Genomic DNA, 14,740 nt, shown 5'->3' on the forward strand with positions numbered 1-14,740 from the left:
CCCTACTCGGCATCGACACACCCATGGTTTGCCGAAAACAATGATCAATCATCCCTCTATTATACCGTTTACTCGCAGGGGCTCTAAACGCTTCCTATGACTATTGTTTGAAAGATCAGAGCTTAACCAATTCCTTGAGTCGACTTATTTCCTCCTTGGTCAAGACCCGGTACTGCCCACGCGTGAGGTTTTCTAACTCAAGAAATGCAACTTTGGTACGAACCAGCCGTTTGACAGGGTGTCCCACCGCTTCACACATCCGTCGGATTTGTCGATTTCGCCCTTCTTGAATCGTCAATTCAAGCACGGCATCGTGTCCTTCATTTTTCGTCCTGACCACTTGAACCTGCGCAGGCGCTGTCCAACCATCCTCCAAACGAACGCCATTCGCCAACCGTTCAATCGTTTTTTCTTTAGGTGAACCTTGAACCGTTGCCCGGTAGGTTTTCCCTACTTCAAAACGAGGATGCGTTAGTCGATTGGCTAACTCACCATCATTGGTCAGAATTAATAACCCTTCTGAATCGTAATCTAACCGTCCTACAGGATAGACACGCTCAGGAATCTTTTTAAGAAAATCAGCGACGGATTTCCGTCCTCGTTCATCCGAGAGGCTCGTGATTACACCTCTGGGCTTATGGAAAAGAAAATAACGCTTATTTTCTTTTTTAATCCCACGCCCATTCACTTCAATCCAATCCGAAGAGGGGTCCACTTGAGTACCCAGTTCGGTAACGGTTTGTCCATTCACCTTCACTTTACCAGCTAAAATTAACTCTTCACTCTTGCGGCGGGAAGCCACACCTGCTGTCGCCATCACTTTTTGTAATCGTTCCATTTTGTCACCTCATTCACATCTTATCCATCCAACAACCCCTTCACAAGCAAATCCCCCTCCGTGTCACAAAAAGAACACGAAAAACACGCCAAAGACAGCCGAATTTCCAATTATTGAAAAGTTGGCTGTCTTTTTACGCACCAAATAGCAAACGAACAATGAACCAAGCGGCAAGTAATCCAGCAAAGTCTGCCATCAAGCCCACCTTTAACGCATATCGTGAACGGCGAATGCCCACAGCCCCAAAGTAGACGGTTAGCACATACAATGTGGTATCCGTACTGCCTTGCATCGTTCCTGCCAATCGTCCAAGAAAAGAGTCCGGACCATAGGTGCGAAAGATGCTTTCCACATAAGCCAAAGCACCTGCACCGGTAATGGGTCGCATCAATCCAAGAGGGAAAACCTCCTCTGGAAAGTGAACCCTAGCTAGTAAGGGCTTAAAAACCCCCAAATAAAATTGCAACGCCCCCGTTTCTCTAAAAATAGAGACAGCCACCATCATCCCTACCAAATGAGGAATGATTTGAATGGCTGTAGGAAACCCTTCCTTTGCTCCATCAATGAAGCTCTCATAAACAGGCACCCGTCGGACAGTTGCATAGAGAGGGATAAACGCAAGGATGATCGGAATCATCCATTGAGAAATCTGTGTGACAATCGCTAGCACCGGACCTCCCCCTTTCCTCCACTGCCGATTTAAGATGCATTGGTTTTATTTGTAGCTTCAAGGCGATGACGAAACCAACGATCCAGTAAAATAGCCACAATTGTTGAGCATAGGGTAGCAAATATCGTTGTGCCGATGATATCCGTGGGATTTGCGGAGCCATGTTCCATACGCATTCCAATAATGGTTGTTGGAATTAAGGTAAGGCTGGATGTGTTGATCGCAAGAAGTGTACACATTGCAGGCGTTGCCGTTTTCGGATCGGGGTTCAGTTTTTGTAACTCCTCCATCGCTTTTAATCCCATAGGCGTTGCAGCATTTCCCAAGCCAAATAGATTGGCACTCATATTGGAGAGAATGTACCCCAATGCGGGATGCCCCTTGGGTACACCAGGGAAAAGAAAACGAACAACGGGATTGAGTAGCTTGGCTAATTTCTGAAGTAACCCAGCGTCCTCTGCAATCCGCATCATCCCCAACCAAAAAACGAGAATACTAATTAACCCCAGACAAACAGCAACACCGTCTTTCGCCCCCTTTAAAGCCGCCATCGTGACCAAATCAAGTTCACCCTGGATCGCTCCAGCTACCACACCACTTACAATCATAAACAGCCAGATATAATTAACCACGTTATCTCTCCCCCCGACCGAACACTTCGGCGATTACCTGAAACCATTTTTGAAGTGCAGATTCTTCCTCAGGAACACCACTGGTTAGGGGGACACTTCCGATCAATTTTCCATTGAGATAGATCCGTCCACTCCCTATTCGCAACCCTTCCTTATTAATTTTAGCAAGAGGATAGGTCAGTAGGGGTTTTACCTCAATGGTTTTCCGTTCCTCTTCGGTTAAGGGATAGATAAATGATTTTTCTGCGATGATGGATAAAGCAGATTTTTTTCTCTTTAGGGGAGCAATCTTCTCTCCCTTTTGAACCAACTCCATCGGTTGATAATGGGTAAACCCATAATCCAATAATTGCATGGAATCGTGCCAATCATCCGAAGCATCCAAAGTAACCGTTACCAATTGCCGTCCATCTCTTGTCGCTGAGGAGACAAGTGTCCGTTTCGATAATTTCGTATAGCCCGTCTTCACACCATCAGCGCCCGGATACAAACGCAACATTTTATTTTTGTTTCTCCATGTACGCTTCCAATCTTCTCCTGGCCATGGCACTGTTTTCAAAGGTGTGGAGACAATCTCTTTAAAGATTGGATTTTTTAGCGCATAGGCTGTTAATCGTGCCATATCCTCTGCTGTGGAGTAATGGTCATCACTATCCAGCCCATGTGGATTTTCAAAATGCGTTCCTTTTAATCCGAGATAGGCTGCTTTCTCATTCATCATATAAACGAACCCTGGTACTGACCCGCCCACACTCTCGGCAATGGCGACAGCGGCATCATTTCCTGAGCGCAGCATGAGACCATAAAGTAACGTGTGAAGAGGTACCTGATCCCCTTGTTTTAAATAGATCGATGACCCTTCCACTCCAACAGCCCCAGGACTCACCGTCACTTTCTGATCAACATCGGCATTTTCAATGGCTACAATTGCCGTCATGATCTTTGTTAAACTAGCAATTCTCATCCGCCTCTGTGCTTCTTTTTCAAATAGAATGCGATTACTACTCACATCAATCACCGCTGCTGCATGGGCACTTAGATCCTTAGCAAGTTCTGGTGGCGACTCCTCTCCTCTCTCTGCGTGCACCCCAGGGGTACAGAAGAGGAGGGTGAGGATTACCGCTATCAGAATGGCTGGGTATCGCATCACTTTCCCACCTTCAAGCTTGTTTAATCCCATTTATATGCGGGTGGGACAGGGTTATGAAAAACCATAAAAAAAGACCGACTCTTTATAAGAGACGGTCTTTCTCTTTTATGATTCTTCCTTTGCCTCTTCCTTTGAACAGGATGGTTTGGAGGCGGCGTGATCCCCTTTTTTAGTGCCGCCTTTCATCATTCCCTGTACTTTTTCCATCAGGTTTGGGGCTAAATCAATTAAACGGTCGTAGAGATGATTCGATCCTTCTATATTGAGCATTCGGATCCCCCGATCACTCACCACCAGAAATCCAATCGGAGTGATGGAAACCCCTCCCCCGCTTCCTCCCCCAAACGGTAGAGAATCACTTTTACTTGACTCTGGAGCACCTTTGCCGGAACCATCCTTTCCGGTTCCTTCACTCTTTTTTCCTCCAAATTCACTACCCCCTGCAGCAAAACCAAAGCCTACACGAGAAACAGGGATAATGATACTTCCATCGGGGGTTTCCACCGCATCGCCAATGATCGTATTGACATCCACCATTTCCTTAATGTTTTCCATTGCTGTGGTCATCAAGCCTTGGATAGGGTGTTCTGCCATTTCCCTTCACCCCCTTTGTTCATGCGCAGAAATAGTTGCACACCAGCACGAATAGCGTGCCCGACTTTAAAGCGCACAATGCATTCGAAATCGGTTTCTAAGCGCTCTTCCGTAAACAGGGGTGATACGTTAATGTAAGGCGCGCTTTTCCATTGAATATGGGAATCGATTAGGCCCACAACACCATATTTGACACCCCAAGCAATTCCTGTTAACACTCCTGTCTCGGCAGCATCTCCTGTCCCTAACCGGGACGTCCACTCTAATTTTTCACATACCATCCGGCTAAAAAAGAAGCGAATGATGTTGGATAGATGCACAATATTTTGTTGCAAGTAACGCCAGGATCGACTGGCTCGTTGAATTGAAGCCAAATTAATTCGTTCACGAAGTTTCTTTTTGGGGCTTGGAATATTACTTTTCATTTTTTCTTTTACATCGATTCCTTCCTTGGTCCATTCAATTTGCGAAGCTTTCCAGCGATAACGGATCAATCCCCATAGCCAATAAACCGTAACGGTTGCTTCGTCATTCTCTTCGCGGCGCTGGTACACGATCCGAATACGAAGGGTTGTTAAAGGGAGTAGACTGAGTAGAACGACTAAAATTGCTATCAGGATGAGCCACCAAGACATGACGCCCTCCCCCCTTCCAATATTCGTCAGTATGGACAGGGAGAAGAAAGATCATACCGATGATTCATCCCTCATGATAAAAAAACACCGCATCCGATGGATGCGGTGTTTTTTTATCATCTTATCTATTTTCAGTTGTTTCCAATGATTTAAACGCTAAGGTTTCTTCCATAGAATCCTCGGTTTTGACTTCCTCTGATACGGGTTCAACCCCCAATCGTTGATAAAGGGCTTCTCTCTCCTGCTCTAATTCCGCCCAATTGAAGAGGGAGTCTGCTGGTGGTAGCTCTTCGAGCTTAGAGAGGCCAAAATAGTCAAGAAACGCACTCGTTGTACCGTACAAAATCGGTCGACCAACCCCCTCTGCGCGACCCACATCCTTGACTAACCCTTTCCTTTTCAAATAATAGATGGTTTTTTCGCATTTGACGCCACGAATCTCTTCCACATCTACCCGGATAATGGGTTGCCGATATGCAATGATCGCAAGGGTCTCTAATGCTGCTCTTGAAAGTTGGGAACGCGTCGGGGAGGAAGCCAACTTTTCAAAATAGCGCTGATGTTCAGGCAGCGTTGTCAGTTGATAGACATGAGCGACTTCGACAATTTGCATACCTCTCCCGGCATCTTTCCATTCGTGCATCATCTCTTTTAACAACGCACGTACGTTACGTTTATCTAAATCGATGATCTCAGCAATTTCTGCAACCTTTAATCCTTCATCGCCAGCAGCAAAGAGGAGTCCTTCGATGACTGCTTTACAATTGTCGTTATTCAATAGAAGACCCTCCTCCTGCAGGTGTAACTTCGATTTCCATATCGTCAAAGAGATGATGTTGTTGAATCCTTACACGATGGGTCTTCATCAACTCCAAAAGCGCTAAAAATGTGGTTACGACCCGTTCTTTGGTTAATTTTTTCCAGGTAAAAAGCTGCGAAAAACGAAGTTTGCCTCCCATTTCTAACACTCGCAACGCAATCTCTTCCATCCGGTCACTGACAGAGATCTCCTCTCGACTCATCTCAGTAAAATCGGATTCGGTCTCCACCTGATTGGTTAACGCATCAACAAAGTACTGAAGCAGATCCTCTGGGGTCACACCCTGAAGTGGATTCTCTGTCGGCGCATAGGGAGAGAGGTCCATTCGCTCACGGGTATATACCTGACTACGTGCTTCTTCACGTTCCCGTAAATTATCCGACAAGCGCTTGTACCGTTTGTATTCCAATAATCGTTGGACAAGCTCTTCCCGCGGGTCGATCCCATCCTCATCGTCCATGAACATATCAGCCAGTTCGACAGGCTCTGCCTTTGGAAGTAGCATCCGGCTTTTGATTGCGAGTAGAGTGGCTGCCATGACCAAAAATTCACTGGCTACATCCAATTGGAGTTCCTGTGTTGCTGATAGAATTTTCATGTACTGATCCGTAATACGTGCTATGGGGATCTCTGTGACATCTACCTCTGCTTTATCAATCAGATGTAAGAGGAGGTCGAGTGGGCCTTCAAACATATCGAGCTTAATCTTTACATCCACGGTCCGACTGCCCCCTCAATTGTTTTTATCCTTGATAGGCTCTGGTTAATTCACGAGCTAAATTGGCTGTTTCGATCGCAGCTGTTGCTGCTTCCCAGCCCTTATTGCCAGCCTTTGTCCCTGCACGTTCGATGGCTTGTTCAATGGTATCGGTCGTCAATACCCCAAAAATGACGGGAAGTCCATGCTTTAGCGATGTCGCCCCTACTCCCTTAGCTGCTTCCGAACAGACATAATCAAAATGAGGCGTTGCACCCCGGATCACTGCCCCCAGCGTAATAATGGCATCATATTGACCAGAGGCTGCCATCCGGTCTGCAATCATCGGAATTTCAAAAGCGCCAGGTACCCAAGCCACTTCGATATCTTCTTCCCGAGCGCCATGACGAAGGAGAGCATCTTGTGCACCTGCTAACAGCTTTCCAGTAATCAACTCATTGAATCGACCCACAACAATCCCTACACGTAACCCTTCTGCGGTCAATTTACCTTCATACACCTTCGCCATTCCTTAACACTCCCCTTTATTAGAAATGAAGCATGTGTCCTAATTTGCTTTTCTTCGTTTTTAGATAGTGTTCATTCTCTTTTACCGCCGCCATTTGAATCGGTAGTACCTCCGTGACTTCAAGGTCATACCCCTTTAAGCCAGTGATTTTCCGGGGGTTATTGGTTAACAGTCGCATCTTCTTCACACCAAGATCGCGTAGAATCTGCGCTCCAATTCCATACTCCCGAAGGTCAGGTCGAAACCCTAATTCCAAATTGGCTTCCACCGTATCCAACCCTTGTTCCTGTAACTTGTAAGCTTTCAGCTTATTAATCAGGCCAATACCACGTCCTTCTTGCCTCATGTAAAGGAGGACACCTGATCCTGCTGCTTCAATTTGACTGAGGGCCGCATGGAGCTGAGGACCACAATCACAACGATGCGAACCAAATACATCCCCGGTTAAACATTCCGAATGAACACGAACCATCACTGGTTGATCCGAGTGAATCGTGCCTTTAATCAACGCAATGTGTTCCTTGTCATCGACCTCATTTCGATAACCCACAGCCATAAATTCGCCAAATTCCGTAGGGAGCTTCGTCTCTACCACACGCTCTACCAACCGATCCTTACGATTGCGATATTGGATTAAATCTTGAATCGTAATGATCTTCAATTGATGCTTATCTGCCAATTCCAACAAATCAGGGACACGTGCCATGGAGCCGTCTTCCTTCATCACCTCACAGATCACTGCCGCAGGATAAGCCCCACACAATCGTGCCAAATCAACCCCCGCTTCCGTATGACCCGCACGGCGAAGTACGCCGCCATTTTTAGCAATCAAGGGGAAAATATGGCCTGGGCGTCGGAAATCCTCTGCTTTACTCTGGGGATCAATTAACGCTTGAATCGTAGCGGAACGCTCATGGGCTGAGATGCCAGTGGTACAGGAACTATGGTCAACCGAAACGGTAAAAGCAGTCTCATGACTGTCCGTATTGCGACTCACCATCGGCGGTAAGTCTAACGCCAATGCCCGATCTTCTGAAATCGGCGTGCAGACGAGGCCCCGACCATGGGTCACCATAAAATTGATAACAGCCGGGCTTGCCTTTTCTGCTAGGGCAACAAAGTCCCCTTCGTTCTCTCGATCTTCATCGTCCACCACGATAACAATACCACCCTGGCTCAAATCGATCATCGCTTCTTCAATCGTATCAAAGGTTCGCATCATAAGTCCCTCCTGATGGCTTAATAGACCTCCCTTCCATGCTCAAAACCCAAAGTCGGAGAGGCTTTCTGCGGTCATTTTGTGGTTATTTTCACCCATCAACTTCGCAACGACTTTACCCAGCATATCCGTTTCGATGTTTACCACATCACCTGGTTTCGCATCCCGTAACTGGGTATGTTCAAGGGTATGGGGAATGATGGATACCGTAAACGCTTCCTTTTCCACTGTCACGAGGGTTAGACTGATCCCGTTCACTGTGACTGAACCTTTCTCCACCATCGTACGCGTTAAGTCTCTTGGAACCTGGATGTGAAAGAGAACTGCATTTTCCACCGGTTTGCGGGAGCGAATCTTGCCAACACCATCCACATGGCCCTGTACAAAATGGCCTCCTAAACGATCTCCCACAGCTAATGCACGTTCCAGGTTGACAGTCGCTCCTGGACTCAATTGACCGAGGTTGGAATGTTTCATCGTTTCTGGCATGACATCCACGGCAAATCGATCCGAAGCAAAATCAGTGACCGTTAGACAGACACCATTGACGGCAATGCTATCGCCTATCGCCACCCCTTTAAGCACGCTCTCTGCTTCGACTGACAACCGCATGGCCATCCCTTTCCGGTCGAGCATGCGAATTGTTCCAACTTCTTCTACCAAGCCGGTAAACATCAGTGGTTCGCTCCCTTCTCCTCGTGAAGTGGCTTTCCAGTAATACATAAGTCCTCACCAAACGGCTCAACCTTGACGTCTGTAAGATGGATCGCTTCCGCCATCTTCAAAGGATTCTCTCCGGATACAGCAGTAGCACTTTCTTTCCCACCCAAAAGCTTTGGCGCCATAAAGACCTTTACTTCGGTAACATGGTTGCCCCGAAGTAGCGAGGCATTGAGTTCACCACCACATTCCGTTAGAACTGAGAGGATCCCTTCATACCCTAATGTTTTAAATACACGGGATAAATCTACCTCTTCTTCTCCCATTCGAAACACACGCAGTCCTTGTTTTACAAGCTCCTGTTCCCGTTTTCTATCGGCTTCTTCGGTGCAAAACACCCAAGTGGGCGCCACAGACACATCACTTAGTGGCGTATCCAAAGGAAGGCGTAATTGGCTATCAATCACCACACGCAGGGGATGAATGCCCCCTCCAGCAAGTCGAGTCGTCAACTGAGGGCGATCCGCTAATACTGTACCCGATCCCACTAACACCGCATCGTGGATATGACGAAGTCGGTGCACCTCAGCGCGAGCGGCCTCCCCTGTTACCCAGCGACTGTCACCAGTCGCTGTTGCAATCTTTCCATCCAACGTGACAGCGGTTTTCAAAGTGACAAAGGGAAGGCCGGTTTTCCGATGATGGAAATACGCTTCATTCAGCTGAAGACACGCCGCCTCGAGTATCCCTACAACCACCTCAATCCCTGCCTCACGCAGACGGTTAACCCCTTCGCCTGCCACACGATGGTCTGGATCGATACAACCGATGACGACCCGTTTGACACCAGAGGCAATTGTTTTCTCTGTACAAGGAGGCGTGCGCCCAAAGTGATTACATGGCTCTAAGGTCACATATAACGTACTACCCTCTGCTTCAGCACCTGCCATCGCTAACGCATGAACCTCCGCATGGGGTGTTCCTGCTTGCAAATGTGCACCCAATCCGATCATGCGCCCCTCTTTTACGGCGACCGCACCCACCATCGGATTGGGTGACGTTTGTCCTTGGGCCGATTGTGCGAAAGTTAAGGCCAAGCGCATCCATTCTTCATCACGATCCCTCACCCACGCCTCACGCCCCTTCTTTAACTTCAATAAAAAAAGCCCCGGGATTCGGGGGCTTGGTTGGATCAGACAAGAAAGACGCCGCCTGAAAAAGCATAGCAGGAGAGACCTTGTCACACGGGACAATGTCTTGTACTCCCACACGACCGGAGGAGGAAGAACCTTTGATTCCACAGGAAATAAACCGGGCCATTTCCGCCCGTTTTCTCTACCTCGCCAGGTCATGATCAGGCATCTTGCATCTGTCCTGCTCATCCTTCTCCCATCCAGACTGTTACTGTCGGTCCCGGATTTGCACCAGGTCCACCGCTTTACGCGGGTCACGGACTGAGGTCTTGCGACCATCACCGCCGGTAGGGAATTTCACCCTGCCCCGAAGGATTAACAGAGACACACGGCAACTCATTCCATGGTCATCTATATTCCAATATTATATAGCACCCAAAGTATCGTGTCTATGAGGATACTCTTCATTTAATTTAAGACAAGATGCCCTTTTTTCATTAAATCCATCCTCATCCAAGCTAATCACACCCAACTGCATATTCTATGACAAAATGAATGATAGAGAATAAGTAGGAGGAACCGATGAAAAATCAATATCGAAATTTAGTGCGAGGCGTCCCCATCACCTATCGATTTACCGCAAAACACCCTGTATGCCCTGCCGATGTCATCGCGCAATTACCGAGGGGATTACTCAATCAACGCCCACTACAATTAACGCTGTATAACATTAATTTTTTACCCATTCGCGGCTTAACCATCCCCGTGCTTTATCTATTCACCGCCAGTGAACGAACGCAAATTACCTTCGTCAATATTAAAAACAATGGGAGTGGTGATCGAATCACCGTTACGAACTTCTTTCCTCTTAGCAAAACCATTCCATCCAATCATACTTTGTTTGTTACCAGCCCCAATGGCACTACCGATGGATACAACTTGAAATTAGGGAATTACCCTTATTAAATTGACCACAAGCCACCCATCGAGTGGCTTTCTTTTATTCAATATAGCCTGACCTATGTGGGCATTCATACGCTCTGCCTTTTCAAGAAACCCATACGGTTCCAGACTACTTCCCTGCTCCAATTTATATGAGATTAATGCACCGCCCATCTTCTAGCCGATTGACCCTTGATGATCTTTGATTCTCTTCACTCCCTGCGTAAACATATGCATTTGCATGCAAAGATAAACTTAATTACTCATACCTATTTAAAAAATAGCGAGTCCTCTACCAGTGTCATTACAAGAGAAACACCATATAATAGTTTAATTCTATCTTAAGGAGAATAGGTGTATGTCTTCTCTTTTAAAAGTGAATGCGATTAAAACCATTAAAGTAGGAAGAGGACCCAGTGAAATTGCCATAACAAAAGATGAACGTCGTGCTTATGTAGCTAACCAACAAAGTGATACGGTATCGGTGATTCGTATTCGTGATTCAGCCGTGATTGATACCATTCCAGTGGGAAAGAGTCCCTTGGATGCTGAACTTTCGGTGGATGATCAGTTCCTCTATGTTGGACATTATGGTGAGAATACGGTATCCGTGATTCGGACTAGTAACAATAAAGTCGTAAAAACACTTCGAGTAGGAAGAAACCCAGTAGATATTGAGGTTGCTAAAAACGGAAAAAAAATTTATATCGGTAATTTAGGTGGGCGTACGGTAGCTGTGATTCGCACATCGGATAATACTGTTATCAAGCGAATCCGTGTAGGAAAAACACCTATAAATATGGATTTTACTCCTCTGCAACGACGCCTTTATGTTCCTAATTTTGATAGCAATACGGTTTCGGTGATTCGTACTCGCGATGATCAGGTAATCAAAACGATTTTAGTGGGTGCGGGTCCAGGGAATGTGTTTGTTGCTCCAAATGGATTGCGTGCCTATGTTACGAATAAAACGGAAGGGACGGTATCGGTTATCCGAACCCTTGATAATGTTGTGATTAAAACGATTGCGGTAGGTAATGAACCCTATGCTAGCGTCGTTACACGAAATAATCGCTATGTGTATGTTTCCAATTCCGGGGAGAATACGGTGTCGGTGATTCGTGCATTAGACAATCGCGTGATCAAAACCATCATTGTGGGGCGAGGACCCAGGGGATTTGCAATTTCTGAAAATGGTGGTCATGTCTATGTACCCAATTATGGTGGGAGGACAGTGGCAGTCATTCGCACCCGTGACAACACCTTAACCAGAAGAATTCGTGTAGGCAGAGGGCCGTCCGATATTAAATTTTTTAATAATGGAACGCAGGCATATGTATCGAACTCAAGGGGGGACACCTTGTCTCTGATACGGGTTAGCCCACTCTAAACGACCTGTAAAGCCAGTTGAGTAGCTGCCCCAAACCGGGGGAGTTTTACATAAGCAATGACAGGCATGTTGATTAACCAGCATATGAGTCGATCAAGGCGATAATGGGAACGAGAAAACTCTCTGTCATGGATTTACACTCCAAAAAGATGATTGGCTATTCCTTCTCACGAACATGGATCAACAGCCACCCGATGGGTGGATTCCTACTCCATTTGATACTCACTGATTATTACCTTCTTAGAAAATGATAGTTAATTCTTACGCAACTAATCAGTTTAAATCATTATATTTTAGGCAAAAGAAATAAACCTCCCTTATCACATTTTCAATATACGCCAGATATCGTATAATTATCTTGTGAATTTATTAATCGTAGTTATACTTTTATTGAAAGGATAACATCTGATCGATCAGACCTAATGACTCCTTATTAGGGAAGTAAAAGGAGGTGCGCGAGGGGCAAAAGAGGCTCTGCCATTGAAATTGAAAGGGGTTTCGTTTACGTGAATATTATTGGGAGAAAGGTGATTACCAGTATCATTTGTTCGCTTGTTTTTCTTACTTTATCGATCCTTCTCCATAATGATGTACAATCTTCGATCTTGTTTTGTATTAATCTTGTCCTTCCAATCTATTTAATATACGGTAGTGGAGTCTCTTACTTTGCTGAACATTATACAAATAACCATCTGTTATATACGTTCTTTTTATGTTGGATCGGAGCTCTCGCTTTCCCACCTATCGTACTGATATTAACCGGTCAATTAGACATTGAGTTTCTCTATCCATATGGACATTATTCCATTTATCTGATAGCCCTTATCTTCTCCTCATCCTACTGGTTAATCGATCGTTTGTTATGGGTCTTCCCATCGAGAGGAACCAAAGAATTGGATTGCTAGACGTTGATGATTTAACAGTTATCATGGTATCTACCCACCTCACTTAAGCTGATCGTGACCTTGAGGAGAATGATGGGCCTCGTAACAAAAATAGCGCCCTTTGATTCGGCGCTATTTTTCCTATGCCTCCAAATTAACCGCGAATGGGAGTGAATGGTACTAATCTCAGTCCACTGGTGGGGGTCGGGAAAAGAATCCTTCGTGCTAATCGGGGTGTAAAAAGAAATGCCTGTTGTTGGTTCGGGTTTGTTCTCCTGGTTACAAAGGTCGAAAGAGAAATTCTCGGAGTTACACCCATTGATTTTCTTACAACGGTGAACTGTGTAAGACTCGCAGGAAATAGAAAATACCGCGATTGTCTTCTCGTAAACGAGATGGTAGAGACATCCGCATTGACAATAATCATGGATCGTGGATTAACCCCACATAGCTGGGCACAACTACATCCGACCTGGGGGGAATCAAAATCACAAGTGCAAAAACAGGTGACCCGATTGGTTCCTGTACAAGTACATCCCTGATCAATTTCACTTGTTTCACAACATCGCATACGTTGCGAAGCTTTGACATCGGGGGTGCGATCCAGTCGTTTTGTCTCCACACTAACCCCATATTTCTTTCGTTCACTTCGATCCATGCGCAGTATTTTTTGTATCTCTCGAATATTCAAAAAACCACTCCTTCCTCTTTTATGATACGAATCACCTTCTTTATTGGTCTGTGTGAATGAAAGGGTCCGAAAGCATAGATTCATAGCAACCTTCCTTTACCATGAAGGGGTTATCCTCTTCTCCTTTGTTTGACCGGAACTATACGGATGTGGACAGGGCGTTCTCATTCCCATAACTGACAAGCCTTCTTAAATCTCACTACATTAAATAACAGCCACCGACGGTGGCTGTTATTTGATATTAAACTCTTGATATTGAATTTCACCGATCGATTAACGATCAACGGTTAATCATATCCTTCCGCTTCCAAGGCAAGCCCACTTGCATGGCCAAGTAGCATAGGGATGCAAAAAACGCGGCGATCAGTGTGGTGTGTAGAAGAGCAATCAACAATTCCAATTGCGTAAGTACAATCAGTCCCCCTGTAAATACCTGGGCAAGAACGAGGGTAAAAGCAAACCAGGCCCCTCGCTTCAAATCCCTACGTGTGGGATACCCCTTATAAATCACAAACAATAGACCAAGCACGAGGAAGAAAAGAACCCCCGCAAAGAGGCGGTGCATGAGATGAATGCCTTGGGGTGTACTCATATCAGGAACCCAAGCCCCTCCACAAAGTGGCCATTGTGAACAACCTAGGCTTGCACCCATATGCCGTACGTAGGCACCTGTGTATACAACGACATAGGTATAAACAGCAAGCCCCCAAATCCCCATTTTCAAGCCTTGTGACACATCTGCCTTTTCTTCTACCGCCGTCTCTCCTGACCGCTTTAATTGGAAGAGGACAATACAGAGAAGCGTCGAAGAAGCAAAGGATAATAAGGACAATCCAAAATGAAGCGCAAGTACCGCCTCAGATTGACTCCAAATTACCGCTGCGGCTCCCATTAACCCTTGTAGAAGAATGAAAAACAAACTGGCTGACGCAAACAATTTGACGCTTCCATGTTTGCGATAGGTAAGCCAAGCTAAAATCGTGAGAACGACGACGATCAATCCAATCATACCCGATACAATGCGATGACTATATTCAATCCATAATTCCAGCGTTTGATAGGTGGGAAATACCTCCCCATGGCAGAAGGGCCAGGTGTTCCCACAACCCTCTCCAGAACCTGTTTTTGTCACGACGGCTCCCTGAATGAGAATAATAAAGTTCCCTACTGCGGCAAAAACAGCTAGTATGCGAAGTAGTTGTTTCATATCGCCATTTCTCCTTTTGAATCAATCCATTCCAGTATCATCTTACCAT

16 protein-coding genes and 1 riboswitch are annotated in these 14,740 nt (G+C 45.9%); of the genes, 2 read left to right on the forward strand and 14 right to left on the reverse strand.

Features of this window, described 5'->3' with window-relative positions:
- Window positions 1-115: 115 nt before the first annotated feature.
- From CHX35_RS13755 to ribD, 12 genes are all read right to left on the reverse strand, one after another.
- Window positions 116-838, reverse strand: coding sequence for a pseudouridine synthase (locus tag CHX35_RS13755; protein ID WP_091838301.1), 723 nt, complete (start codon window positions 836-838; stop codon window positions 116-118).
- A 133-nt stretch (window positions 839-971) separates the two neighbouring features.
- Window positions 972-1,508, reverse strand: a complete 537-nt coding sequence (locus tag CHX35_RS13760; protein WP_091838303.1) for a spore maturation protein — start codon at window positions 1,506-1,508, stop codon at window positions 972-974.
- A gap of 29 nt (window positions 1,509-1,537) precedes the next feature.
- The gene (locus CHX35_RS13765; protein ID WP_091838304.1) at window positions 1,538-2,140 is read right to left on the reverse strand and encodes a nucleoside recognition domain-containing protein; all 603 of its coding nucleotides are present in this window, start codon (window positions 2,138-2,140) and stop codon (window positions 1,538-1,540) included.
- 1 nt (window position 2,141) lies between these two features.
- Window positions 2,142-3,287, reverse strand: a complete 1,146-nt coding sequence (locus CHX35_RS13770) for a D-alanyl-D-alanine carboxypeptidase family protein (RefSeq protein ID WP_091838306.1) — start codon at window positions 3,285-3,287, stop codon at window positions 2,142-2,144.
- Between the two features lie 108 nt (window positions 3,288-3,395).
- Entirely contained in the window at window positions 3,396-3,884 is a 489-nt protein-coding gene (gene ytfJ / locus CHX35_RS13775) for a GerW family sporulation protein (protein ID WP_091838308.1), read from the reverse strand.
- Complete coding sequence (locus CHX35_RS13780; RefSeq protein WP_091838310.1) at window positions 3,857-4,519, reverse strand: DUF2953 domain-containing protein; 663 nt, start codon at window positions 4,517-4,519, stop codon at window positions 3,857-3,859. Before CHX35_RS13780 ends, ytfJ begins: the two co-directional genes overlap by 28 nt.
- Before the next feature lie 121 nt (window positions 4,520-4,640).
- Complete coding sequence (scpB, locus tag CHX35_RS13785; RefSeq protein WP_091838312.1) at window positions 4,641-5,297, reverse strand: SMC-Scp complex subunit ScpB; 657 nt, start codon at window positions 5,295-5,297, stop codon at window positions 4,641-4,643.
- Entirely contained in the window at window positions 5,290-6,057 is a 768-nt protein-coding gene (locus tag CHX35_RS13790; RefSeq protein WP_091838314.1) for a segregation and condensation protein A, read from the reverse strand. Before CHX35_RS13790 ends, scpB begins: the two co-directional genes overlap by 8 nt.
- Window positions 6,058-6,082: 25 nt before the next feature.
- The gene (gene ribH, locus CHX35_RS13795) at window positions 6,083-6,565 is read right to left on the reverse strand and encodes a 6,7-dimethyl-8-ribityllumazine synthase (protein ID WP_091838315.1); all 483 of its coding nucleotides are present in this window, start codon (window positions 6,563-6,565) and stop codon (window positions 6,083-6,085) included.
- A 19-nt stretch (window positions 6,566-6,584) separates the two neighbouring features.
- Window positions 6,585-7,787: a bifunctional 3,4-dihydroxy-2-butanone-4-phosphate synthase/GTP cyclohydrolase II gene (locus CHX35_RS13800; RefSeq protein ID WP_425435364.1), complete on the reverse strand. Its 1,203-nt coding sequence runs from the start codon at window positions 7,785-7,787 to the stop codon at window positions 6,585-6,587.
- A gap of 39 nt (window positions 7,788-7,826) precedes the next feature.
- Window positions 7,827-8,459 (reverse strand): riboflavin synthase, encoded by a 633-nt coding sequence (gene ribE / locus CHX35_RS13805; protein ID WP_091838318.1) that lies wholly within the window; start codon window positions 8,457-8,459, stop codon window positions 7,827-7,829.
- The gene (ribD, locus tag CHX35_RS13810) at window positions 8,459-9,601 is read right to left on the reverse strand and encodes a bifunctional diaminohydroxyphosphoribosylaminopyrimidine deaminase/5-amino-6-(5-phosphoribosylamino)uracil reductase RibD (protein WP_245838834.1); all 1,143 of its coding nucleotides are present in this window, start codon (window positions 9,599-9,601) and stop codon (window positions 8,459-8,461) included. Before ribD ends, ribE begins: the two co-directional genes overlap by 1 nt.
- A 220-nt stretch (window positions 9,602-9,821) precedes the next feature.
- A riboswitch (FMN riboswitch) is annotated at window positions 9,822-9,956 on the reverse strand.
- Between the two features lie 203 nt (window positions 9,957-10,159).
- On the opposite strand from ribD, the gene CHX35_RS13815 reads away from it, so the two are divergent.
- Window positions 10,160-10,543, forward strand: a complete 384-nt coding sequence (locus CHX35_RS13815) for a hypothetical protein (protein ID WP_091838320.1) — start codon at window positions 10,160-10,162, stop codon at window positions 10,541-10,543.
- Window positions 10,544-10,877: 334 nt separating this feature from the next.
- Window positions 10,878-11,909 (forward strand): beta-propeller fold lactonase family protein, encoded by a 1,032-nt coding sequence (locus CHX35_RS13820; protein ID WP_091838322.1) that lies wholly within the window; start codon window positions 10,878-10,880, stop codon window positions 11,907-11,909.
- Window positions 11,910-12,947: 1,038 nt separating this feature from the next.
- On the opposite strand, the gene CHX35_RS17315 is transcribed toward CHX35_RS13820, so the two are convergent.
- Together CHX35_RS17315 and CHX35_RS13835 are read right to left on the reverse strand one after the other, a co-directional pair.
- Window positions 12,948-13,484 (reverse strand): hypothetical protein, encoded by a 537-nt coding sequence (locus CHX35_RS17315; RefSeq protein WP_140413626.1) that lies wholly within the window; start codon window positions 13,482-13,484, stop codon window positions 12,948-12,950.
- 280 nt (window positions 13,485-13,764) lie between these two features.
- The gene (locus CHX35_RS13835) at window positions 13,765-14,691 is read right to left on the reverse strand and encodes a COX15/CtaA family protein (protein ID WP_091838328.1); all 927 of its coding nucleotides are present in this window, start codon (window positions 14,689-14,691) and stop codon (window positions 13,765-13,767) included.
- Between the last annotated feature and the right edge of the window lie 49 nt (window positions 14,692-14,740).

The organism is Marininema halotolerans, from assembly GCF_900116235.1.
In the GTDB taxonomy this organism is placed as follows: Bacteria; Bacillota; Bacilli; order Thermoactinomycetales; family DSM-45169; genus Marininema; species Marininema halotolerans.